14 protein-coding genes and 2 pseudogenes are annotated in these 19,059 nt (G+C 49.6%); 7 read left to right on the top strand and 9 right to left on the bottom strand.

Annotated elements, in window-relative coordinates:
- Positions 1-187: 187 nt before the first annotated feature.
- Together VSQ83_RS11810 and VSQ83_RS11805 are read left to right on the top strand one after the other, a co-directional pair.
- Positions 188-706 (top strand): MFS transporter, encoded by a 519-nt coding sequence (locus tag VSQ83_RS11810; protein ID WP_326426855.1) that lies wholly within the window; start codon positions 188-190, stop codon positions 704-706.
- Between the two features lie 218 nt (positions 707-924).
- Positions 925-1,371 (top strand): annotated as a pseudogene (locus tag VSQ83_RS11805) (DDE-type integrase/transposase/recombinase); the annotation flags it as partial.
- Positions 1,372-1,669: 298 nt separating this feature from the next.
- Here VSQ83_RS11805 and VSQ83_RS11800 read toward each other — a convergent pair.
- From VSQ83_RS11800 to VSQ83_RS11785, 4 genes are all read right to left on the bottom strand, one after another.
- Positions 1,670-2,836 (bottom strand): restriction endonuclease, encoded by a 1,167-nt coding sequence (locus tag VSQ83_RS11800; RefSeq protein ID WP_326426853.1) that lies wholly within the window; start codon positions 2,834-2,836, stop codon positions 1,670-1,672.
- 345 nt (positions 2,837-3,181) lie between these two features.
- The gene (locus tag VSQ83_RS11795; RefSeq protein ID WP_326426851.1) at positions 3,182-4,078 is read right to left on the bottom strand and encodes a ComEC/Rec2 family competence protein; all 897 of its coding nucleotides are present in this window, start codon (positions 4,076-4,078) and stop codon (positions 3,182-3,184) included.
- Positions 4,079-4,141: 63 nt separating this feature from the next.
- Positions 4,142-4,927: a hypothetical protein gene (locus VSQ83_RS11790; protein ID WP_326426850.1), complete on the bottom strand. Its 786-nt coding sequence runs from the start codon at positions 4,925-4,927 to the stop codon at positions 4,142-4,144.
- Between the two features lie 60 nt (positions 4,928-4,987).
- Positions 4,988-5,845: a helix-turn-helix transcriptional regulator gene (locus VSQ83_RS11785; protein ID WP_326426849.1), complete on the bottom strand. Its 858-nt coding sequence runs from the start codon at positions 5,843-5,845 to the stop codon at positions 4,988-4,990.
- Positions 5,846-5,967: 122 nt separating this feature from the next.
- Here VSQ83_RS11785 and VSQ83_RS11780 point away from each other — a divergent pair, with 122 nt between their 5' ends.
- The 4 genes from VSQ83_RS11780 (at position 5,968) to VSQ83_RS11765 (ending at position 10,521) form a co-directional block, all read left to right on the top strand.
- Positions 5,968-7,143, top strand: coding sequence for a metallohydrolase (locus VSQ83_RS11780; RefSeq protein WP_326426847.1), 1,176 nt, complete (start codon positions 5,968-5,970; stop codon positions 7,141-7,143).
- Complete coding sequence (locus VSQ83_RS11775; RefSeq protein WP_326426845.1) at positions 7,140-9,407, top strand: Mov34/MPN/PAD-1 family protein; 2,268 nt, start codon at positions 7,140-7,142, stop codon at positions 9,405-9,407. Before VSQ83_RS11780 ends, VSQ83_RS11775 begins: the two co-directional genes overlap by 4 nt.
- A 183-nt stretch (positions 9,408-9,590) precedes the next feature.
- Positions 9,591-9,887 (top strand): hypothetical protein, encoded by a 297-nt coding sequence (locus tag VSQ83_RS11770; RefSeq protein WP_326426843.1) that lies wholly within the window; start codon positions 9,591-9,593, stop codon positions 9,885-9,887.
- Positions 9,888-9,930: 43 nt separating this feature from the next.
- Positions 9,931-10,521 carry a hypothetical protein gene (locus VSQ83_RS11765; protein WP_326426841.1) on the top strand — a complete coding sequence of 197 codons (591 nt, stop codon included), beginning with the start codon at positions 9,931-9,933 and terminating at the stop codon, positions 10,519-10,521.
- Between the two features lie 524 nt (positions 10,522-11,045).
- Here VSQ83_RS11765 and VSQ83_RS11760 read toward each other — a convergent pair.
- The 5 genes and pseudogenes from VSQ83_RS11760 to VSQ83_RS11735 form a co-directional block, all read right to left on the bottom strand.
- Positions 11,046-11,244: pseudogene (locus tag VSQ83_RS11760) on the bottom strand (IS3 family transposase); the annotation flags it as partial.
- A 417-nt stretch (positions 11,245-11,661) separates the two neighbouring features.
- Entirely contained in the window at positions 11,662-13,227 is a 1,566-nt protein-coding gene (locus VSQ83_RS11755) for a methyl-accepting chemotaxis protein (protein WP_326426839.1), read from the bottom strand.
- Positions 13,228-13,515: 288 nt separating this feature from the next.
- Positions 13,516-15,048 carry a sensor domain-containing diguanylate cyclase gene (locus tag VSQ83_RS11750; protein ID WP_326426837.1) on the bottom strand — a complete coding sequence of 511 codons (1,533 nt, stop codon included), beginning with the start codon at positions 15,046-15,048 and terminating at the stop codon, positions 13,516-13,518.
- 802 nt (positions 15,049-15,850) lie between these two features.
- Positions 15,851-16,273, bottom strand: coding sequence for a DUF6691 family protein (locus VSQ83_RS11740; protein ID WP_037031739.1), 423 nt, complete (start codon positions 16,271-16,273; stop codon positions 15,851-15,853).
- A 2-nt stretch (positions 16,274-16,275) separates the two neighbouring features.
- Positions 16,276-16,710 carry a YeeE/YedE family protein gene (locus VSQ83_RS11735; protein ID WP_019822702.1) on the bottom strand — a complete coding sequence of 145 codons (435 nt, stop codon included), beginning with the start codon at positions 16,708-16,710 and terminating at the stop codon, positions 16,276-16,278.
- Positions 16,711-17,182: 472 nt separating this feature from the next.
- Here VSQ83_RS11735 and VSQ83_RS11730 point away from each other — a divergent pair, with 472 nt between their 5' ends.
- Positions 17,183-19,057 (top strand): DUF294 nucleotidyltransferase-like domain-containing protein, encoded by a 1,875-nt coding sequence (locus VSQ83_RS11730; protein WP_301462152.1) that lies wholly within the window; start codon positions 17,183-17,185, stop codon positions 19,055-19,057.
- Positions 19,058-19,059 lie beyond the last annotated feature (2 nt).

Genomic DNA, 19,059 nt, shown 5'->3' with positions numbered 1-19,059 from the left:
GGGTATTGAGTGGCCAGCTCTCTGGTCCGTCCCTGTCGCTGGCGCATCCGGGTTGGGGTAAACCTCGCGCCATCAGAATCAATCCCTGAGGCCCTCCCCTGGAATTACGCTTGACAGCGAGCAACCGCCAAGCGCGTAATATCTTCGATGTTAACGTTATCAAAAATAAAAACAAGAGGGTGCCTCAATGCGCGCTTCTAGAAAAATCGAGTACATGCAAGTCAGTGGTTTGCTTTATTTTTTCTTCTTCGCATTCTCATCCAGCTTCTCGCTGTTCTCTATCTGGATTCACAAAGCGATAGGTCTGAATGGCGCCGAAACGGGCATGGTCTTTGCGGCCAACACCATTGCGGCCATGCTTATCCTGCCTTTCTATGGCGTGCTTCAGGATCGACTGGGCATGTCGAAAAAACTGCTGGTGTGGATTGGTATCCTGCTCTGCTGCACTGCGCCTTTTTGTATCTATGTCTACTCCTGGCTGTTGGCCACGAACCTGGTACTGGGCGTCGTGGTGGGTGCCGCATTTCTGGGCTTTGCCATGCTCGCAGGGGCTGGACTGATGGAGTCCTACACGGAGCGGTTATCGCGCCACATGGGCTTCGAGTTCGGCAAGGCCAGGCTGTGGGGATCGCTGGGCTGGGCTTCTGCCACCGGTGTGGTAGGGGTCATGTTCAGCATCAACCCCAATAAATTTATACCCCTTTAGGTAATGCACATTACGGCATTTATCAAAGCTTTAAGGCCATATTTACGATATGTGCATTTTACAAAATGCACATTAAGAGAGCAAGCGTTTATCTACAAAAACGTTCATCCCATTCTCTCAAGAAAACTCCATACCCCCCCCGGCCTTTAGGCACACTCGGTATGGCCTTAGGAGAAAGTCAGATCTCCGGCCCCAACAGCCCTACGAAGATCCCATCCATTTCAGAGGTTATGAATCTTTATGCTCGCCGGATAGTGAGCTGGGCGTTGTCAGGAAGCCCGAATGCTAATTTTGTGACCAAGGCTCTGGATATGGATATGGATTACGAGCAACACGGGAAGCCTCAAGGGCTGCTGTTCCATTCGGATCTGGGGTAGCAATATGGAAGTCGCCACTTTCGCCAGCGCCAGTGCGGGTACCGCATCAGCCAGAGCATGAGTCGCCGGGGAAATTGTTATGGCAACTCACCAATGGAGCGTGTATTTCGAAGCTTGAAAACCGAGTGGATACCTCCAATGGGTAATATGTCGGTTCAGCAGTCTCAACGGGACATCCGCTATTACTTGATACATCGCTACAACTGGATACTGCCTCATCAATTCAATGGCTGGCTAACGCCAGTTAAGGTCGATAAAAAACTTAACGTCGTGTCCGGCATCAGTTGACCACTACAATCTACGTCCTACCCGCCTGCTTGAGCAAAGCCTCTGACTCACCAGCCAGATAAGACACGAATGATTCAGCGCTCATTGCTTTGTAAGCGTTCGGTGAAGTCACCTTCCAAACTCTAAGATTCAGGACAATTGCGTTTCTACGTAAATACCATCTTGAATCGCCCCGGGTGGCGTGATCTCACTCCGCTAATCAGTCACGAAAATGCGTTCGTGACTGGTCGCTCTAGGTAAACATAAGGACTTAGAACATGGGATCTACTGCTCATCTGCAATCACGGATACGCCTAGCCTAAGCACTTTCTTCCTCAGCCTGGAAGACCTCGATAAGTTTTTGATTGTAGTCATCCAGATAACTCTGAAGCCCATCTCGGTCGACCAACCGTACACCGGCTGCGCTTGCCAACTCCTTCGCTGACTTCGTGTAGTAGGAGTTGGTAACTACCATAGCATCGTCACACCCGTAGAAGGCTTTAGCAGAAATGACCTGCTGCACAGCCGCATTGCCTACAGAGCCAGAGTAATTCTTAGCTTGAATGACCATGTTTTTACCGAACCTAGTAACGAAAAGGTCAGCGCCCTGATCAGCAGTCTTCTTGGTCTCTTTAACGTCATAGCCAATGGTCTGGAAGATCTCAACCAAAAAGGCCTCGAACTGAAATCCGTCCATGGCATCTACCAGGTACATGGTGATGAACTGGTTCGGATTGAAATGCTCCAATTGAGATCCCAGCCGCTCGACGAGAATATCGAAATAAATCTCTTCGCAGAGGCTTAGGCCATTCCAAAAAACCTGTAGCGGGAGGAGTGGCACACCAAACGTCAAAGCCGCTTGGGGATTGAATTGCACATTGGGGAACGCAACGTCATTTTCCCACAGGTAGTAATAGAACAGAGCCAAATCAGACCTGAACGTCGTTCCTGCCTCTTCAATCCAAGAGCGCAAGGTGTCTGCAAGGTCAGTTCGAATGTGGCGTGTCAGCTCTCTGGAGAAACCCAGATAGACTGAGTTGAACGCGGTGGTTTGCAGCAGCTTGTCTAAAAGAGACGGAAGTCCTTCAAGCTCGTCAAAGCCTTTGCGAATCAAGACTTCCCTAAAAAGTTCCCTCTCGCTGTATACACCATCCAATCGTGGCCCGGGTACACTCGCGTCATCACTGTTACCTGCGCGTTCCCGAGTCGTGTGGATGAAGTTCGTAAAGTATGGCTGTTTCAGCTCTGCGTATTTTCTCAATACATTGCTCAGAAGATCGTTGAGCTGGGCTTGCTCCTTCTTCTTCCCGAAGAAGTCTTGAATCAGGCCTTTGGATCTGTATTGGAAATCGGGGTAGAACGAAGGATCCAGAGGGGTAAGGTGCCGTAGAGTGAGCTCTGATGACGGCGAAACCTGAGATCCCATGCACCATGGACATGCTGTATCGAAGGTAGTCCTGTTGCATCCATTGCATTGATAAATCATCGCGCCGAGTCCTTGCCTGAGTCATTGCGCGGTTTCGCGCTTAATCTTACGCACGAACATAGCTCAGTGCCATCACCGCGTCCATTTAGCTAGACCTTGAGAAGCACGGATTGCAATTGAATACACATACACTCCAATCCACAAATTCCTATGACGGCAGGCTTGATTAGCTGCGCGCACGAGGCCCCTCAGGAAAGCAAACTCCCTCCGGCAGCCCCGCCCGGGATCCTCCAAAAACAGGGGCCATCCGATACGCTTAGCCCGAATAACTAGGCTCCAGTCGCCTTGCAGCTGGAACCAAAGAGTGCAGCCAAATTCAGCGAATACCACCAGTAGCCAAATAAATCAGAGCGTGTACTCAGTCTCGACCTCTAAGGAGCCAATATATCCTGGATAAGCTCGCTTCCACTGATCCTCAAGATAATCGCGCTCATAATCTTCGTTCGTTACATAGATATCAACCATCTTATCTACGCAATCCATCGTAATATGGCCTGCTTTGTTTTGGGTAATAACGTTATAGCCGGTGTAGTAGTGAAGGTGCCGCGATGGAGCTTCACCAATTACTATAATTTGAGGATCAAGCTTTTCAAGCCAGGAGTCAGGAATTTTTCCGGAGGCTCTACCATGATGAGAGGCAAATACGACGGTTGTTTTTGTTAACTCGATGTCATCGACGATACTTTCCATAAAGTCAGTTTCGAGATCACCTAACCAAAGGAAACTTGCCCCGCCACTGACTGAATATCTCAATACGCATGAGACATTATTTGAGTTTTCGCCGGCATCACATTTACGCAGCGCTTCCTTGAAATCGGGATTAGAGGTGTTCGGCCAAAGGATCTGTAGGCCGGAAGTTCCACGTTCTTCATCACCTTGATTGAGCCACTTCCGCTTTGACCCTTTCTCAAGGAAGAAAGCCTTGCCTCCATCTCTTAAGGCACAATAATGGAGAAAGGAATCAGTCAGTTCCGTTTTTTTAGCCTTATTTTTTACGCAATAAAAATTTGCTATGGGAAGTTTTTTATCGAGCTTCTCGATGCCTTTGAAGTGATCCTCATCCGGATGAGTGCAGATGAAGCGTCGCATACTCTTGGTCTTTGATACTTCCTTGAGCTCGGCGATAATTTCATCAGAATTTTCAGCATTCAAATTACAATCAATCATAGTGAAGTTATCACCACCATGAAGGATGTAGAACATATCGCCATTACCAACGGACAAGCTTTTTATCGTAGGCATTTTGCCTCCCTGCATAATTATTGTTGAACACTATTTCTAAGATGAACCGTACTCGTCTGTAGCTTAATCTGGGATTTGACTGGCTTTTTTTCTCGTTCTAGGATTGGGTAACGACGCAAGGCACTCGAACAGGCGCTCCGCGTAGACAAACCCCATCCGCCTTACAGCGTCCTTGTCGAAATAAAATAACCAAGCCATCAAAAGTGACCCAGAAATTAGAATTGTGAGCCCTGCAGCAAGCCCTGGATCTGCCAAATGAATCGGCTCAAAATGAGGCGGTTTGATCCGAATTACTCCCGCAATCAGTCCGCCATACCCTAATCCGCAGAGGCAAGACAGAATTCCTACAGCCTTCATCGCGACCATATTGCGGTGAAAGCCATATGCGATGTTTTCTTTCATCAGGAGATTTTTATCGCCACGAGTCAATTCCCTGAGGCGTTTGGTCGCGCCAATATAAATATCATCAGCTTCAGCAGGATCCGATTTTTCATCCTGTGCACTGGGCAAATCAATTCCCAGCTTTGACGATATCTGTTGGTGATATCTTTGCTTACTGACGCTATCCAGGAATTTATCACTGTGCCGCAAAGCTAAAGTCGTAGGCATTCCGCCCCATTTTTTTAGCAGCTTTTCTTCTAGCTTTTTTCCTCGGCCACGAGCAACGCTCGCCAACGCGTAGATCGCACCACAACCGCCCAACAGTCCAATGACACTGGTAAGTATCGGATGCTTAGCGCCATAAACGCACAGTAAGGGCACAAGCAGCGGCAGTGAAACCAGAAGACCTGGTATCACTCTAGCCTTTCGCTCGTATGGATCTTTCACCAACTCAAATATCGCAACCATGTTTAATCCATCAGTAGATTTGCAAATATCGGTCTGAATCACCGTGCACGGGCTAGATTACTAACCTAACCATTGTTGGCACTCTTGCTGATTGAGAAGTACAAGTTGCTGTGCTTTAGGATCAGGATTGTGGCTCCTGAGACCAAGCTTTTGTAGAAGATACCAAAGCTGAGATTGACGGGTGGTCAACGTACAGTGGCCATCCTGCATACCGTAATCCAACTCAATGGCACGACGACGCCCTTCGTCCAACTCAGGGTTAGCTCCAATTACCACCTGTACATAGGTATGCCATAACTTATCGTAAGGTGGTGTAGACGGCAGGTCTTTCGGAACCAACGAAAGTATTCTTGCGAGAACAAAATCTATGTGTTGGTTACGTCTAAAACAATAGGCCCGCACATGCCATCTGTAGCCATCGAACCCTAAAGCATGTGGCGCGACAATCCTGATGGTTGGATCTGGCCCACTCATCGATTGGTAATTAATCTCAAGCGCTTCCTGCCGCTGAATAGCTCGAAGAATTTTTATAAGCGCCGGCTTATCGACTAGACGGATTGGGTTGGGCACCGAATCCATCGGAGGCGCCCAACCGATGAAGCTTTCTGCTTCATCAATCACGCCCATCTCCCGTGCGAGAAGCTCGTCCAAATAGCGCAAACCGTCGTCAGGAGCAAATTTCGGGGTGAACGTATCCGTGGCCACATAGGCCTTTACAGTCTTGTCATAGACTGCATTTCCTGGCGCCTGCTCCAAGTAGCTAGCGAAGTCTAAAGAAGCCTGCGGAGCAGAAATTCCGAAGAAATCGAGCAGATCAGCCCGATTTACTCGTCCTTCCCACAAAAGCCTGAAGTCAATGAACTCCAAACGGCGCATCTGGCCCCAGCGGCCTGCCTTTTTTGGTGGGTGGTCAGTCATCTGTTGAGCCTAGTGCAATGAATGGCGCGATTATAACACTCATAAAAACTAGACTCATCTAATTTTTATGAGTACCGTATTGCCATCACGACGATTCGCGTCTTCTTTTGGGGGTGTGCACCATGGCTGGACAAATTGCGTTTTTCCCGGTGGGTAACGGCGACATGACCATGGTGCGACTGGCTAACGCCGATGCCACTACTATCATCATTGACGTCCGGATTCGCCAAGCGGCAGATGATCCTGAGGATGAGACGCCGGATGTTGCGGGGGAGCTGAGGAAGCAGTTGCTCACAGATGCTGACCAACGCCCCTACGTGGATGCGTTCCTTCTCAGCCATCCTGACGAAGATCACTGCCTCGGCGTGCGCAAGCATTTTTGGCTTGGGCCGATTGAGGACTACCCAGATGATAAAAAGCCGCAAGCTGAAAAGCGAATCGTGATTCGTGAGATGTGGTCTTCTCCTATGATTTTTCGGCGACGTAACTCGCTCGGCCTAACACTGTGTGACGACGCCCAGGCCTTTCACGTTGAAGCAAGGCGCCGAGTCCTTCGCTGGAAGGAGCTTGGCTACGCAGTGGTTGGTAATGGGATTCGAGTTTTTGGTGAGGATGAAGGGGGTAAAACCGACAACATCCAACCCATCCTAGTGAAGACAGGGGAGACGTTCTCGACCATTGGCGGGCATACCTACGGTGACTTCTTCAGCGCAAAACTCTTGGCACCTATGCCCAAGCAGGATGACGAGACAGAAGGGACTCTTTCGAAAAATCACTCAAGTGTGATTTTGAGTATCGAGTTGGCTCCGTCGTCATTCAGCCGAAATAAAACTCGCTTTCTGACTGGTGGCGATGCCCATACCTCTATATGGGAGCGAATCTGGGAACGTTACAAAGAAACTCCTGAAGTGCTGGAATACGATCTGCTCCAGGCTCCGCACCACTGTTCGTGGCACGCACTTTCGCACCACAGCTGGTCGACTTATGGGGAAGATGCAGAGGTATCCGGGGGTGCAAGATCTGCGTTGGGTCAAGCTCGTCAGGGCGCGATCATTGTCGCCAGCAGCAAAAAGGTGGTCGATGACAAAAACGACCCACCTTGCATTCGGGCTAAGCGGGAGTACGAGTCCATTCTGGATGATGTCAACGGGATTTTTCTATGTGTCGGCGACAAGGCCAAACCAGAAACAATCCGGTTTGAGGTCACATCATCGGGTTTGGTGAGAGCAGCTGTAGGGATTGCGGCAGCGAGCAGTGCTGTGGCAGCGGCGGCTCCTCGGGCAGGAGCCAAGAAGTGAGCCTCAGTCTCATCGAGTGGGGCAGCCCACTCGAAGATGGAGCACAGGCACTGACACTTCCCTTGTCGGTCGAGATCTATCGAGCATGCGAAAAGCATGAATACTTCCAGATCAAGGAAGTCCGGTCGCTATCAGACGGCACAGGCCTGACCGAGATAATTGTGGTGAAGGCCGGAGACGGGTCGGTTGGGGCCCACAACCCAAACGGTATTTTGCGTAAGGAGTGGTTAGCACTCACTGTGAACGCGGAGGAAGACCCACCTGTTGGGGTAAGGGCTTTAAGAAGTGAGTTCCCTGTTCTAGGCCATCAAAATTACACCCGTAGCGGCGAGCCACTTTCCTTATGCTTGTACAACAGCACATGGTCAGAGATTCAGCGCTCTTGGACTCCTCAAAAGTTTCTTGCGAGGGTGCTCTGGTGGTTGCGGGAATCAGCCGAAAATTCGCTTCATCTCGGCGATCAGCCTTTGGAGCAATTATTTTTCAACACATCGTTCCAAATTATTTTGCCCGCCAAACACGCCCAGGAATCATTAAACCCTGCTCGCCGCTTGGTTCTTGTTGAAGCCGAGTCCGGTAGCACTGGGGTCACCACTTACCTTGGCTACTATGTAGATGCGAATGCAGCAACGGCATGTGGAATGAAGGGTGTCCCTACTCTTCGCGTTAATTTGCCGCCTATTGAAAGCTCGCGCGTCGAGCGCTTCCCAGCGACCCTGGGAGACCTTGACCAATGGGTGGCGATTCGTGGCGGTTCCTTTTTTGACGAGCTTACCAAAGCAATCAAGCAGTTGATTTCGGTCACTGATCTTTCATCCAATGAACAGCGTCCAAAATGCGTTCTTATTTTGCTATCGGTTCCGAGACTCAGGAACGGGACAGTGGACAAGGTTGACGATCTCGCCTATTGGGTTACCAATTCCCTGCTCCATCTGGGTGAAGCCTGCGGGTTGCTTTTTTATGATGAATACCGAGGAAGCTGGAGCCCCGTTGAGCTCATAGGCCAAACGCTAGAGAAGCGATGGAAAGCTATTTCAATTTTGCCAACCCAGCTTCGATATAAGCTCGACAAGCCACTCATCCGTTCATTGTCGTGCCTGGAATCTGCAGACTCGGATTTCGAAGGATTGATCGCTGGGGTAGGTGCCCTCGGCAGCTCCATGGTGGAAACGTGGACGAGAGAGTCTTGGGGTCAGTGGACTTTGATAGATCCTGACCAAGCTATGCCTCACAACCTAGCACGGCACATCATTTCGGATTCTGCTATCGGTTCCCCGAAAGTCAGAGCCGTTAAAAGCATTCTGGATCAAATATTCCCCGAACAACCACCGCATATGGCGATTGACGCGAGCGTTGTCGACGAAGATGTGAATGTCTCGGCGGCACTAAGCAACGCAAGCTTCGTAGTGGACGCCACGACGACGTTGCATGTACCGAGGGAATTAGGTGAGCGTGATGGAACACCCCGTACTGCAAGCGTATTCCTCACGCCTTCAGGTAGAAGCTCAGTATTACTTCTCGAAGACCGCGACAGGGGCGTTCGGATATCGAGCATTGAAGCCCAATACTACCGTGCAATCCTTGAGTCGCTGTGGGGAGAACTTCATCTTGATGGACACAGCAAAGGTGAATGGGTCGGGAACGGGTGCAGAGATATTTCCCTCAGGCTTTCCGTCGAACTGATTCGCCTCCACGCATCACTCCTCAGCCGCCAGGTAAGGCTGAGCCAAGCCAAATCAGGCGCGCGAGCGTGTGTATGGGATGTAAACGATGAAACCGGCGGCGTCGCAGCGCATGAAATAGCCATTTCAGAATCAGAGGAAGCACGGTCAGACGGCTGGGCAGTCCGGTGGGATAAAGGATTTATTGAACAACTCCGCAGCCTGAGAAGCCAGGCGCTACCTAATGAAACAGGTGGAATATTGCTTGGATACACTGACCATCAGTTGAAAACTATCAATATAGTCAAAGGAATGCCTGCTCCTCCAGATAGTGTCTCTACACCCGCCTCCTTCATTCGAGGGTACGAGGGCCAGGAAGAAGTGCTTCTTGATACGCGTCGGAGAACAGCCGGGATCGTCGACTACATCGGTGACTGGCATTCGCATCCGCCCAAGCACTCGTCACGCCCGAGCTCCGACGACATGAATCTACTAGCATCCTTAGCCCTGACCATGGCCAGCGATGGCTTGCCAGTTGTCATGTTTATCATCGGTGAAACTGATTGCACAGTTACTATCGGAACGTGCTCCGACCAATTGTAGGACTATTAAGTACTGCTTTTGATCGTAGGCTATCTTGTGCTGTTGCTGTTCATCGCGACCTACTCGATAGGAGCAATGGCGCTAGGTTGGCTTGCACAACCTTATGAGGTGCTACGGACTCCATTGATGTGTGGTGCAATTGGTTGCGTGGGGGGCTGCCTTTACTGCCTCAGGGCTGTGTACTTGAACAAATACGTCCACAAAAGGTGGGATACGGACTGGTATGCGTGGTACTTCATCCGTCCCATTACGAGCGTGATTGCTGGTGCCGTTAGTTATCTTTTCCTCAAAGCGGGCTTGCTGGTATTGGAATCCAGCTCTAAATTTGACGCGAGTGAAATTGGCTTCTTCGCGCTAGCTTTCATCGCAGGGCTCAACGTCGATAAATTTGTCGCGAAAATTGAAGAAGTAGCTAAAGCAGTGTGGGGGATAGATAAGAGCCGCGCCTCCGAGACTCGCTCCCCGCCAGACAATAGATGAACAGTGACATTTTACAGCCCAGTACAGAATTTCAGGAGCAACAGTGCGCATACGCATTAAGTACCAGGATGGCGCAGGTAATATCACAGAAAGGGATATATCTGATCCCTGCAAGGAAACTGATAAAACCATTGATGCCTTTTGCCACATGCGCAGTGAGCGTAGAAGCTTCAACCTTGACCGTATATTGCATTCCGTGGCAACGGATACCGGTGAGCTGCTCAACCCATATCAGCTAGTGCCGCTGATGCGAGACCCAGAGTCACTTGACTCGCTCACCTGGAGAGTCAGACCAGCTATAAAGTCTTTAAAGTTTTTTAGCCTAAGCACGCGAGGATTTTCCAAGAGGGAGCGTCAGCACCTGAACAAATTCGTCAAAGAATTGGTTGCCCTTCCGCAAAGCGACGAGGAAATCAGTGACTGGGTCTACGATCTTTGGTGCGCTGATCTGTACCTATACCGTGACGGGGACGACAAAGAATACAAAGGGATACTGGAATACATCCCACCCTCGCTTTTGGAAGTGTGCCGCGCATACGCTATTAGAATAGTAGGAGGGGCCGCTAACAAACCTGAAAACTCAGGATGGGGTGAAAGAATTGATGAAGAATTCGGGCCACACCCGCTATTCTGAACCCTCGATAATCGTGCCATGGCTGTTGACGCAAAGAAACAATAAGCCATGGCACAGTTAGATTATGAGGCATCTTAATCGCTGATCTACAACGACGTAACGCTAGCGCTAGTCAACTATTCAAAACATAGTTAGCCACTTTTCTCCTAAGTAGCCGCAGACCACTGCATACACTGCAGGTTCCTGGATGTAAATAACGGCTAAACTTAGGAGTATCATCCCAAAAATCGCGGACATTATCCCCCTTACGATACCGAAGTCATTGACGCCTCGCTGGAGTTTTACCGAGCAAACGGTAAATGCAAGGTAAAATACGCCGATTAAAAAGTTCGACGTCCTGGAAACAGAATTTGCGGATATAGCTGCAGTGACATTCGCCCCAAATTCCCCAAGCTCACAGCTATGCGCTAAAGCAGTCATTCTCGAACCCAGCGCTGGCATCTCAGCGATCTTCATAAGGACTAGGCAAATCGAGATATAAAAAATGAGTTGATCGTAGAAAACAGTGAATCGCCCCTAGTTTCCTAGACACTCTCCAAGCTCAGGAAATAACGTTTCTCATACTCTACTGGAGACAGCTGCATAGCACTGCTATGCCTGCGTTTAGGGTTATAAAAACATTTCGATGTAATCGAAAACATCACTTCGGGCGTCTTCGCGCGTTGTGTAGATCTTTCGTCGGATTCGCTCCCGCTTCAAAAGCTGGAAAAAGCTCTCGGCTAAGATCAACGGCTCGCCAGCCTCAGTCATTCCCAGAATTGTCCTCTTCATCAATACCCGCCCTCTCAGTAGTCAAATCAGTATAGCGGTTGCCCACTGACAGTCAGCCTCGACCCAGAGCTGTCGCTGGCCAAAGACAGTTATCGGTCACTTGCATGCTTCCTTGCGCAGTAACCTGCCAGTCAGCTCGCGGTATTTACCACGCGTAAGCACGAGTCACGTCGGTAACTGGGCGAATGCTTCTGACAGAAACCGGGACACTTTGCGCTCAGCATGGGAGAGGGTTAGCTGATTGGCACCGCTATCAACAAGCCCCTCTAAACCTTGGATTTGCTCTCGCAAAACCTTGAGATCAGAGCCAGGCTAAGAGCGCAATTGAGAGCCCGCGCAGAGCGGGCTTTTGTCGAGAAGGTTCGTTTGTTAACGGTTGAATCGTTCGACCAATGAGTACTGGGTCGTCGCTGTTTGAGTTAATTCTTTGCTGAGCTCTGCCGAGCGTCTTGCTTGTTCAGATGTTTGATCTGCAAGATTTGCGATGGTCGTAATGTTGCGACTAATCTCCTCTGCAACGGCAGTTTGCTCTTCAGTCGCTGCGGCGATCTGGGTGGTCATATCAGTAATGTGAGCTACCGCATCACTAATACCGACCAATGCCTTGTCAGCTTCTAGTACCCAGGCGACTCCTTCTTCAGCTTGGCGATGTCCATTCTCCATGGTTTTAACAGCACTATTTGACGAGGTTTGCAGCTTGGAGATCAGGCTATGAATTTGAATAGTTGACTGAGTGGTGCGTTGTGCCAACTGACGCACCTCGTCTGCAACCACAGCAAAACCTCGGCCCATATCTCCAGCACGTGCAGCTTCGATCGCGGCATTCAAAGCAAGCAAGTTGGTTTGATCGGCAATACCTTTAATGACATCGACAACCGTTCCGATTTCATTGCTGTCTTTAGCTAACTGTGCAACCGCTTGGCCAGTCTCTCCGACAACGATCGAGAGGCGTTGGATGGCCTCACGTGTATCTCGAGCTACATCACGGCCCCGTCCTGTTAGCTCATTGGCTTCTTGAGTAGCGCTAGCGGTTCTCTGAACGTGGGTTGCGACCTCCTGCGTGGTCGCAGCCATCTGACTAACTGCAGCTGACACTTGCTCAGTCTCGACTCGCTGACGTTCAAGTCCGCGCGAGCTATCTGAGGCAAGGTTATCCGACCTTTCAGCCAGACCAGTGAGCTGCTCTGCGGTGTCTTGCAAACGAGTAAGGCAAGTCTTGAGCCTCGATGCCTGGCTCACAAATGCGGTTTCAAGCCGCGCCTGTGGGCCGCGCTCATCGCTATACATCTGTGCAATTAACTGATCCGAGGTTGTGGGGTCAGCCATTTTCAACAGATGCAGCGCCCCTTGATTTTTCTGACGCGAAACAATCAGCCCGAAGAGAACAGATATTAATACCGCCAAGGTTAATGCCAGAGAAGTACTGAAAAATACTCCCCCTAAGGAGCCCACTAGCCCCATAGCCAAAAGTGGTAGCCAGTCCATGAGGATAGGTTTCCATTTGTCACTGCTGGGGATAGCCGACTTGCCTAGGTTTAGGCGATTGTAAAGGTTCTCTGCGCGTCGAACTTGATCGGTCGTAGGCTTAACCCTGACCGATTCATAACCAATTACCTGGCTACCCTCGAAAATTGGAGTGACATAAGCATTCACCCAGTAATGGTCGCCACTGCTAGTTCGGTTCTTTACGATACCCATCCAAGGCTGGCCTTGTTTGAGAGCGCCCCACATATGAGCAAATATGGCAGAGGGGACATCGGGATGTCGGACGATATTTTGGGGCGCGCCTATTAGATCTGACTTATTGAAACCGCTGATCTCGACAAAAGCATCATTGCAATACGTAATGACACCTCGTGCATCAGTTGTAGAAATAAGTTTTTGTTGCGCTCCCAAGGCAATCTCGCGCTGCGTGACCGGTTGATTGTTTCTCATTTAGATAGATCCCTTGCCCTGTGTCAAGGGTATCGGCAGCTAATATGAAAAGCTTAATAAGTATTTCCATAGGGTATTTTGCACCTGGTAATCCGTCTGCGCTCGGAATGCGGCCCATTGGCAACAACGAACAAGCTGCCACCAAACTCTATGAGTCCTCCATCGCGTCAACACGACCAAGGTGTAAAACAGCTCCAATAAATAGCCGCTTCGCGCAGGCTGTAACTTTCCTTGAAAAATAAAAGCCACGCTTACTTTATTCAATCCGCTTAACCTTGCCGCCAAACACTAAGAGTCATTTGTCGACAGTGTCGTAACTTGCGAAGCGTCATCATTACCACGAGCAGAACAGACCCTATTACGACCAGTTTGTTTTGCACAGTAAAGCGCATCATCCGCTCTAACAACTAACTTACTTGGGGTATCTCCCGAGGGCAGCGCGAATGCTACACCCATGCTAACAGTCACCCGAACTAGACTTTTACTTGTTGAAATCTTTGAACTTTCAATCGCCAGCCGCAACTTCTCTGCAACACCGACGGCGCTTGCCCCATCCGTACATGGGAGGATCACACCAAACTCCTCCCCCCCTAGCCGCCCAAAACTATCATGTGCTCGAAGTTCGGTGCAACACACAGCAACCACCTGTTTCAGAACAATATCTCCAATCGGATGCCCATACGTATCATTTACTTGCTTGAAATAATCAATATCAATCAATATCAAGCTTAACTTCGTACCGCAGGATTCTGAATCCCTGAACTCCTTCTCAAGGACTTCTAAAAAATGGCTCCTGCTCAGTGCGCCAGTTAAAATATCAACATTTACAAGTTCCCGAAGAGTTTTGTGAGCCTGCTTGAGGGCTTTTGCATCCTTCAAATGCTGCCACACGGTGGAATATATCAACAAAGCAAAAGACAGTAGCAATATCGTGACAGCACTTGCACAGAAAATTAGCACTCTATGACGCTTACCAGATGACATCAAATAATCTTCAGGTGAAAGCTGAACAAGAACAACCAAGCCGGCGTCTTCTAAACGACGGTATGCGGTCAAGCTCTCAGACCCATCGAATGCACTAATTCCTCTATACAGCCCTTCAGGCAACGCTTCCTTAACAAAATATGGCGCACTTTTCAAAAGCAATAGCTCGCCAAAATCAATAGCGCCACTATCCTTTGATGCCACTGCACGAGGAACACGATCCATACCTACAAGAGCAATCAAACCATTAGTCCCAACATTAATTTTTTTATAAAAATCCGAAAAGAAAGACATAGGGATTGACACTACCACGACCCCTGAGAACTTATCACCCTCAATTATTGGTCGAGTGAACTGTATAGACCAAATACCAGAAACCCTGCCAAACACGGGCTTACTAATAAATAACTTATCTTTTGAAGGGTTATCACGATGGGCGCGAAAATGATCGCGACCACTCAAATCTACCGCGCCAAAGGCTGGGGCTAGCGACGAATAAACTAGCATCCCCTCCGGAGAAATCAGCGCAACTTGAGCAACCATGTTCCCATAAAGTACAAGTTCCTCTTTAACTATGCGCCCAAAATCATTACGATCTTTAACAGCATGCTCACGCAAATCTTGAGTTAAAGTATCTACAAAACGAACCACGCTTTGAACGTGCACATCGAATGCAACGGCAAGATTCATAGCATCACTACCCGCAGCTTTTTCTACCAAAACGTTCTCTTGATCAAGCCAAGCATGGAGCGTGCCCCACATAGGCACGAGCGTGATCAATAGAAACGCGATGGCTGCTAAGCCCGCTTTCGTTTTGGTAGCACGATGCTGGTACAATCTGAACCTCCATTACTGACCAATAGCCATTAAGATAACTATTCAGATTAGTGACATCATTCAACATACCTAGACACCTGAGCATCAGCTAATCAAAGTATCTGACTAGACCTTAAAAACAGAGCAGCACAATAGACTTGCTGCAACCTCCAACCCTTTCGCCTAGAGTAATTATAGTACAAAAACCCGAACTACAGACTGAGGCTAAAGGGGCAAGCTCCTTATAGCGCTTTGTTTGGTTCGATCAACTAACTGGTTCAGAATCTAAAGACAGCACCTCCAAAACATGTTGATTCCATCACTCCTTTTTTTACTTGCCGATACTTCCTGGGTAGGTTTTCAGGGCGATCAGCCCATGGTCGCCGACGATTCGTCTAGCATGAGCTCGGTCAAGTTGGGCTCTATGGGCGCAATAAACCACGCCGCAGTTGTGGTCAGTCACAACCGGTTGTGGCGGTGACATCGAGTGGGACTGACAGCCGCAGATCAGCAGCAAAGCGGTCACGAAGGCGTGCTTGTTTGGTTTTTCAATCGGTCAGCTTTGGCTGTCAGATTCTGCGCGAGGGTCGAGTTGGGTATTGGAATTTGCAGCATAGTCCGGATCGTTCAATCAAAAGCTAAACGCCATCAGCGAAAGTTTTATTCGGTTCCAGGCCAGCAAGAATCGCTCAGCGAAAATGAAGACTTGTGAATCGTTCAGCCCGGACATCAAATATTCATTGGCCGGAAATACGTGTTATCGATCTGGTCAGCAGGTTTGAGAGTCTGACTGTGCTCCCAGTATCGTGTCCACGGTTTCAGCCTAATCGGGTCGTGCGCTACGTTCTAATAGGTTAAACAAGTACATTCCGGCCAACATGGCCAATACGAATATGATGATTTGGCCGTGCCCTGTAAGCAGAATTGTTAACGCTGGCCCAGGGCAGATCCCCGCAAGACCCCAACCTATACCGAACAACAGGCTGCCGCCAATCAAGCGGGAATCCAACTCCCTTTTCATTGGAAACTGCATCGGGGCACCCAACAAGGATTGTTTGTTTTTGCGCGCCCAATTCAAGGGAATAATCGCCACCGCGATGGCCCCACCCATCACCAGTGCGAGTGATGGATCCCAGGCCCCGGCCAAATCAAGAAAAGCTAATACTTTGGCGGGATTCGCCATGCCTGCCAGGAGAAGACCAAGGCCGAAGATCAGTCCTGCAAAAAAGGCGGTCAACTTGATCATTTTCATGCTCCCACCACATGACGGATGACGTACACCGTTGCAAAGCCAGCAAACATAAAGCACATCGTTGCCGTGATGGATCGTGCTGAGAGTCGAGAGATCCCGCAAACGCCATGGCCGCTTGTACAACCAGATCCGTAACGAGTACCCACTCCGACAAGCAAGCCCGCAATGATCAGCGTCGGCCACCCTGCCTTAATCTCGATCTCTGGCATTACGGTAAACGCTCCCCACAACAACGGAGAAATCAGTAGACCAAGAAGAAATAACGCCTTCTCACTCCAACCCTCACTATCGAATCGCAGCACGCTTCCAAGCAGTCCACTGATGCCGGCGATGCGTCCATTCGCGAGAACAAACAAGCTAGCAGCCAGCCCTATCAAGGCGCCTCCAGCTAATGAAGTCCAAGGCGTGAAGTTGATCCAATCAATGCTCATTTTGCATCTCCTGCATATAAGTGCTGGTAAAAGACATGGATTTCAAAGGTGTCACCTGAGATTCTGAGCTCCCCCTAAAGGCGATCAAAGACCCTGTCGAGACCCGTGTAGGATTTCAGCCCCTGAATCCGCCCGGGCTCTCCTAGAGATATCGAAGCCTCAAAAGGACACAAGATGAGGCAAGGCTCGATCAGTCCGCTTTTGGCTGGTTGCCGCATTTCAGGAGGGGCATCTCTAGGCGAATAGTGATTGCTGAATACCTCAGAAACCCGGGGCGATTAATATTGATCCTCTGGGTATCGCAAAAATTACCGTACGCAGTTACTCAAAGTGGTTACAACGCATAACGTAAGTCAGCCACGAAGCTTGATCCTAGTCACCGGATGTGATGTGGTGGCCGATACAGAAAGACTATTCCCATTCGCCAACTATGGCGCTCGCGACTTTTATTTTTCCAGCATCACGAGGTTTCATGCAGATTGAGTTACAGGAGATTAGCGACCACCTCTATCGTTTCGCTCCTTTTGATGCCCTGCCAAAGGAGTCGGTAGACGCCATCGCTCGGCGAATTGAAGTGAGTTATTTCAAAGCCGGCAGTGACATTCTTGAAGCTGGTGCGACCATTCAGGATCTGCATTATGTTCGTAGTGGTGCGGTGGAGATTTACCGGCGTAATGGTGAGCTCTATGACCGTCTCGTCGAAGGTGACCTATTCGGTCAGGCAGGTCTGTTACGTAGCAACAAGGTACGCTTTCCCGCCCGAGCGTTGGAAGATAGCCTGATCTATTACATCCCTGCCGACGTTTTCGCTGACCTTTGTGCGCAACATGATGCTTTCGCTGACTTCGTTGAAGCAGAGGGAAACTCGAGACTCAAAACTGCTGTTGAAGCTCAGGGGCGTGCTAGTGAGCTTATTCAGCTCAAATGTCGCGCCCTTATCTCACGTCCCTTGGTGTGGGTCACGTCAGATATCTCTGTCGGCGGCGCTGCAAAAATCATGACTGAGCAAAGTGTATCCTGCGTTCTAGTCATGTCTCCAGCAGGTTTAAAGACGGCTGAAATAGAAGGGATCGTCACAGATAGAGACCTTCGCACGCGATTTGTTGCAGTGGGCCTAAACGCTGACGAAACTCGTGCCAGCGACATTATGACAGTCGATCCGGTTGTAATTGGCTCCGATGATTCAGTGTTTGAAGCCATGCTTGTGATGTTGCGCCGCAATATTCATCACTTGCCGGTTGTGCACGATGGTAATCCAATTGGCCTTATAAACCTGTCGGATATCATCAGGTACGAATCGCATAGCAGTTTGTACTTGGTTAACAGAATCTCTAACCAGACCTCAGTTGAAGGTCTGAGATCACTTTTGCGTGACCTGCGAGGAACCTATATCCGCATGGTGCGTGACGGGGCTACTGCGCACATGATCGGAAGCGCGATTTCAGGTATTGGCCGTGCCTTTACCCAGCGTTTGCTTGAGCTGGCCGAGAAAAAGTTAGGCCCGCCTCCAGTGCTTTACTGCTTTATGGTTTTGGGATCAATGGCGCGTGATGAGCAGTTGTTAGTGACCGACCAGGACAACGCGTTAGTACTCGACGACAGCTTCGATCCGATCCAACACGACTCTTACTTCCGAGCCCTGGCAACGTTTGTTAGCGATGGACTGGCCGCGTGCGGTTACAGCTACTGCAAGGGCGGGGTCATGGCGACCAACGAGCAGTGGCGACAGCCTTTGAAGGTATGGCGAAGTTACTTCGATCAGTGGATCGAAAAACCTAATCCAACTACGTTGCTTAATAGCTGTATTTTTTTCGATCTGGATGGGGTTTTTGGCAAGCTTGAGTTGGTACAAGAGCTTAAAGACCTGTGCGCTCGAAAAGCCAGTACACACCCTGTATTTCTAAGCGCAATGGCTCGTATTGCCCTTAATCGAACGCCGCCATTAGGATTCTTCCGTACTTTTGTCGTTGAGACTGACGGACAGCAAAAAAGGATCATCAACCTTAAAGGGCGTGGCACGGCACCGCTGACCGACCTTATCCGGATTCATGCGCTAGCATGTGGCAGTACCGCTCAGAACTCATTTGATCGCATGGATGCTATAGCCCGCAGTAAAGTCATTCCTCCAGAAGCATTAAAGCAACTTCGGTACGCACTAGAGTTCCTGTCGATGGTGCGTATTCGACACCAGGCGGACGCACTTGAACAGGGGGCATCACTCAATAACTACATTGAGCCCGAGCGCTTTTCTAGCAGTGAACGACATAACCTCAAAGAAGCGTTTCAGGTGTTGAGCAATGGCCAAAATTTCTTGCGATTCCGATATCCTTCAAAGGGCCGCTTTTAGCG

This window comes from Pseudomonas sp. DSV-1, from assembly GCF_035830915.1.
Taxonomy (GTDB): Bacteria; Pseudomonadota; Gammaproteobacteria; order Pseudomonadales; family Pseudomonadaceae; genus Aquipseudomonas.
This window is presented reverse-complemented; position numbering and strand designations above follow the sequence as displayed.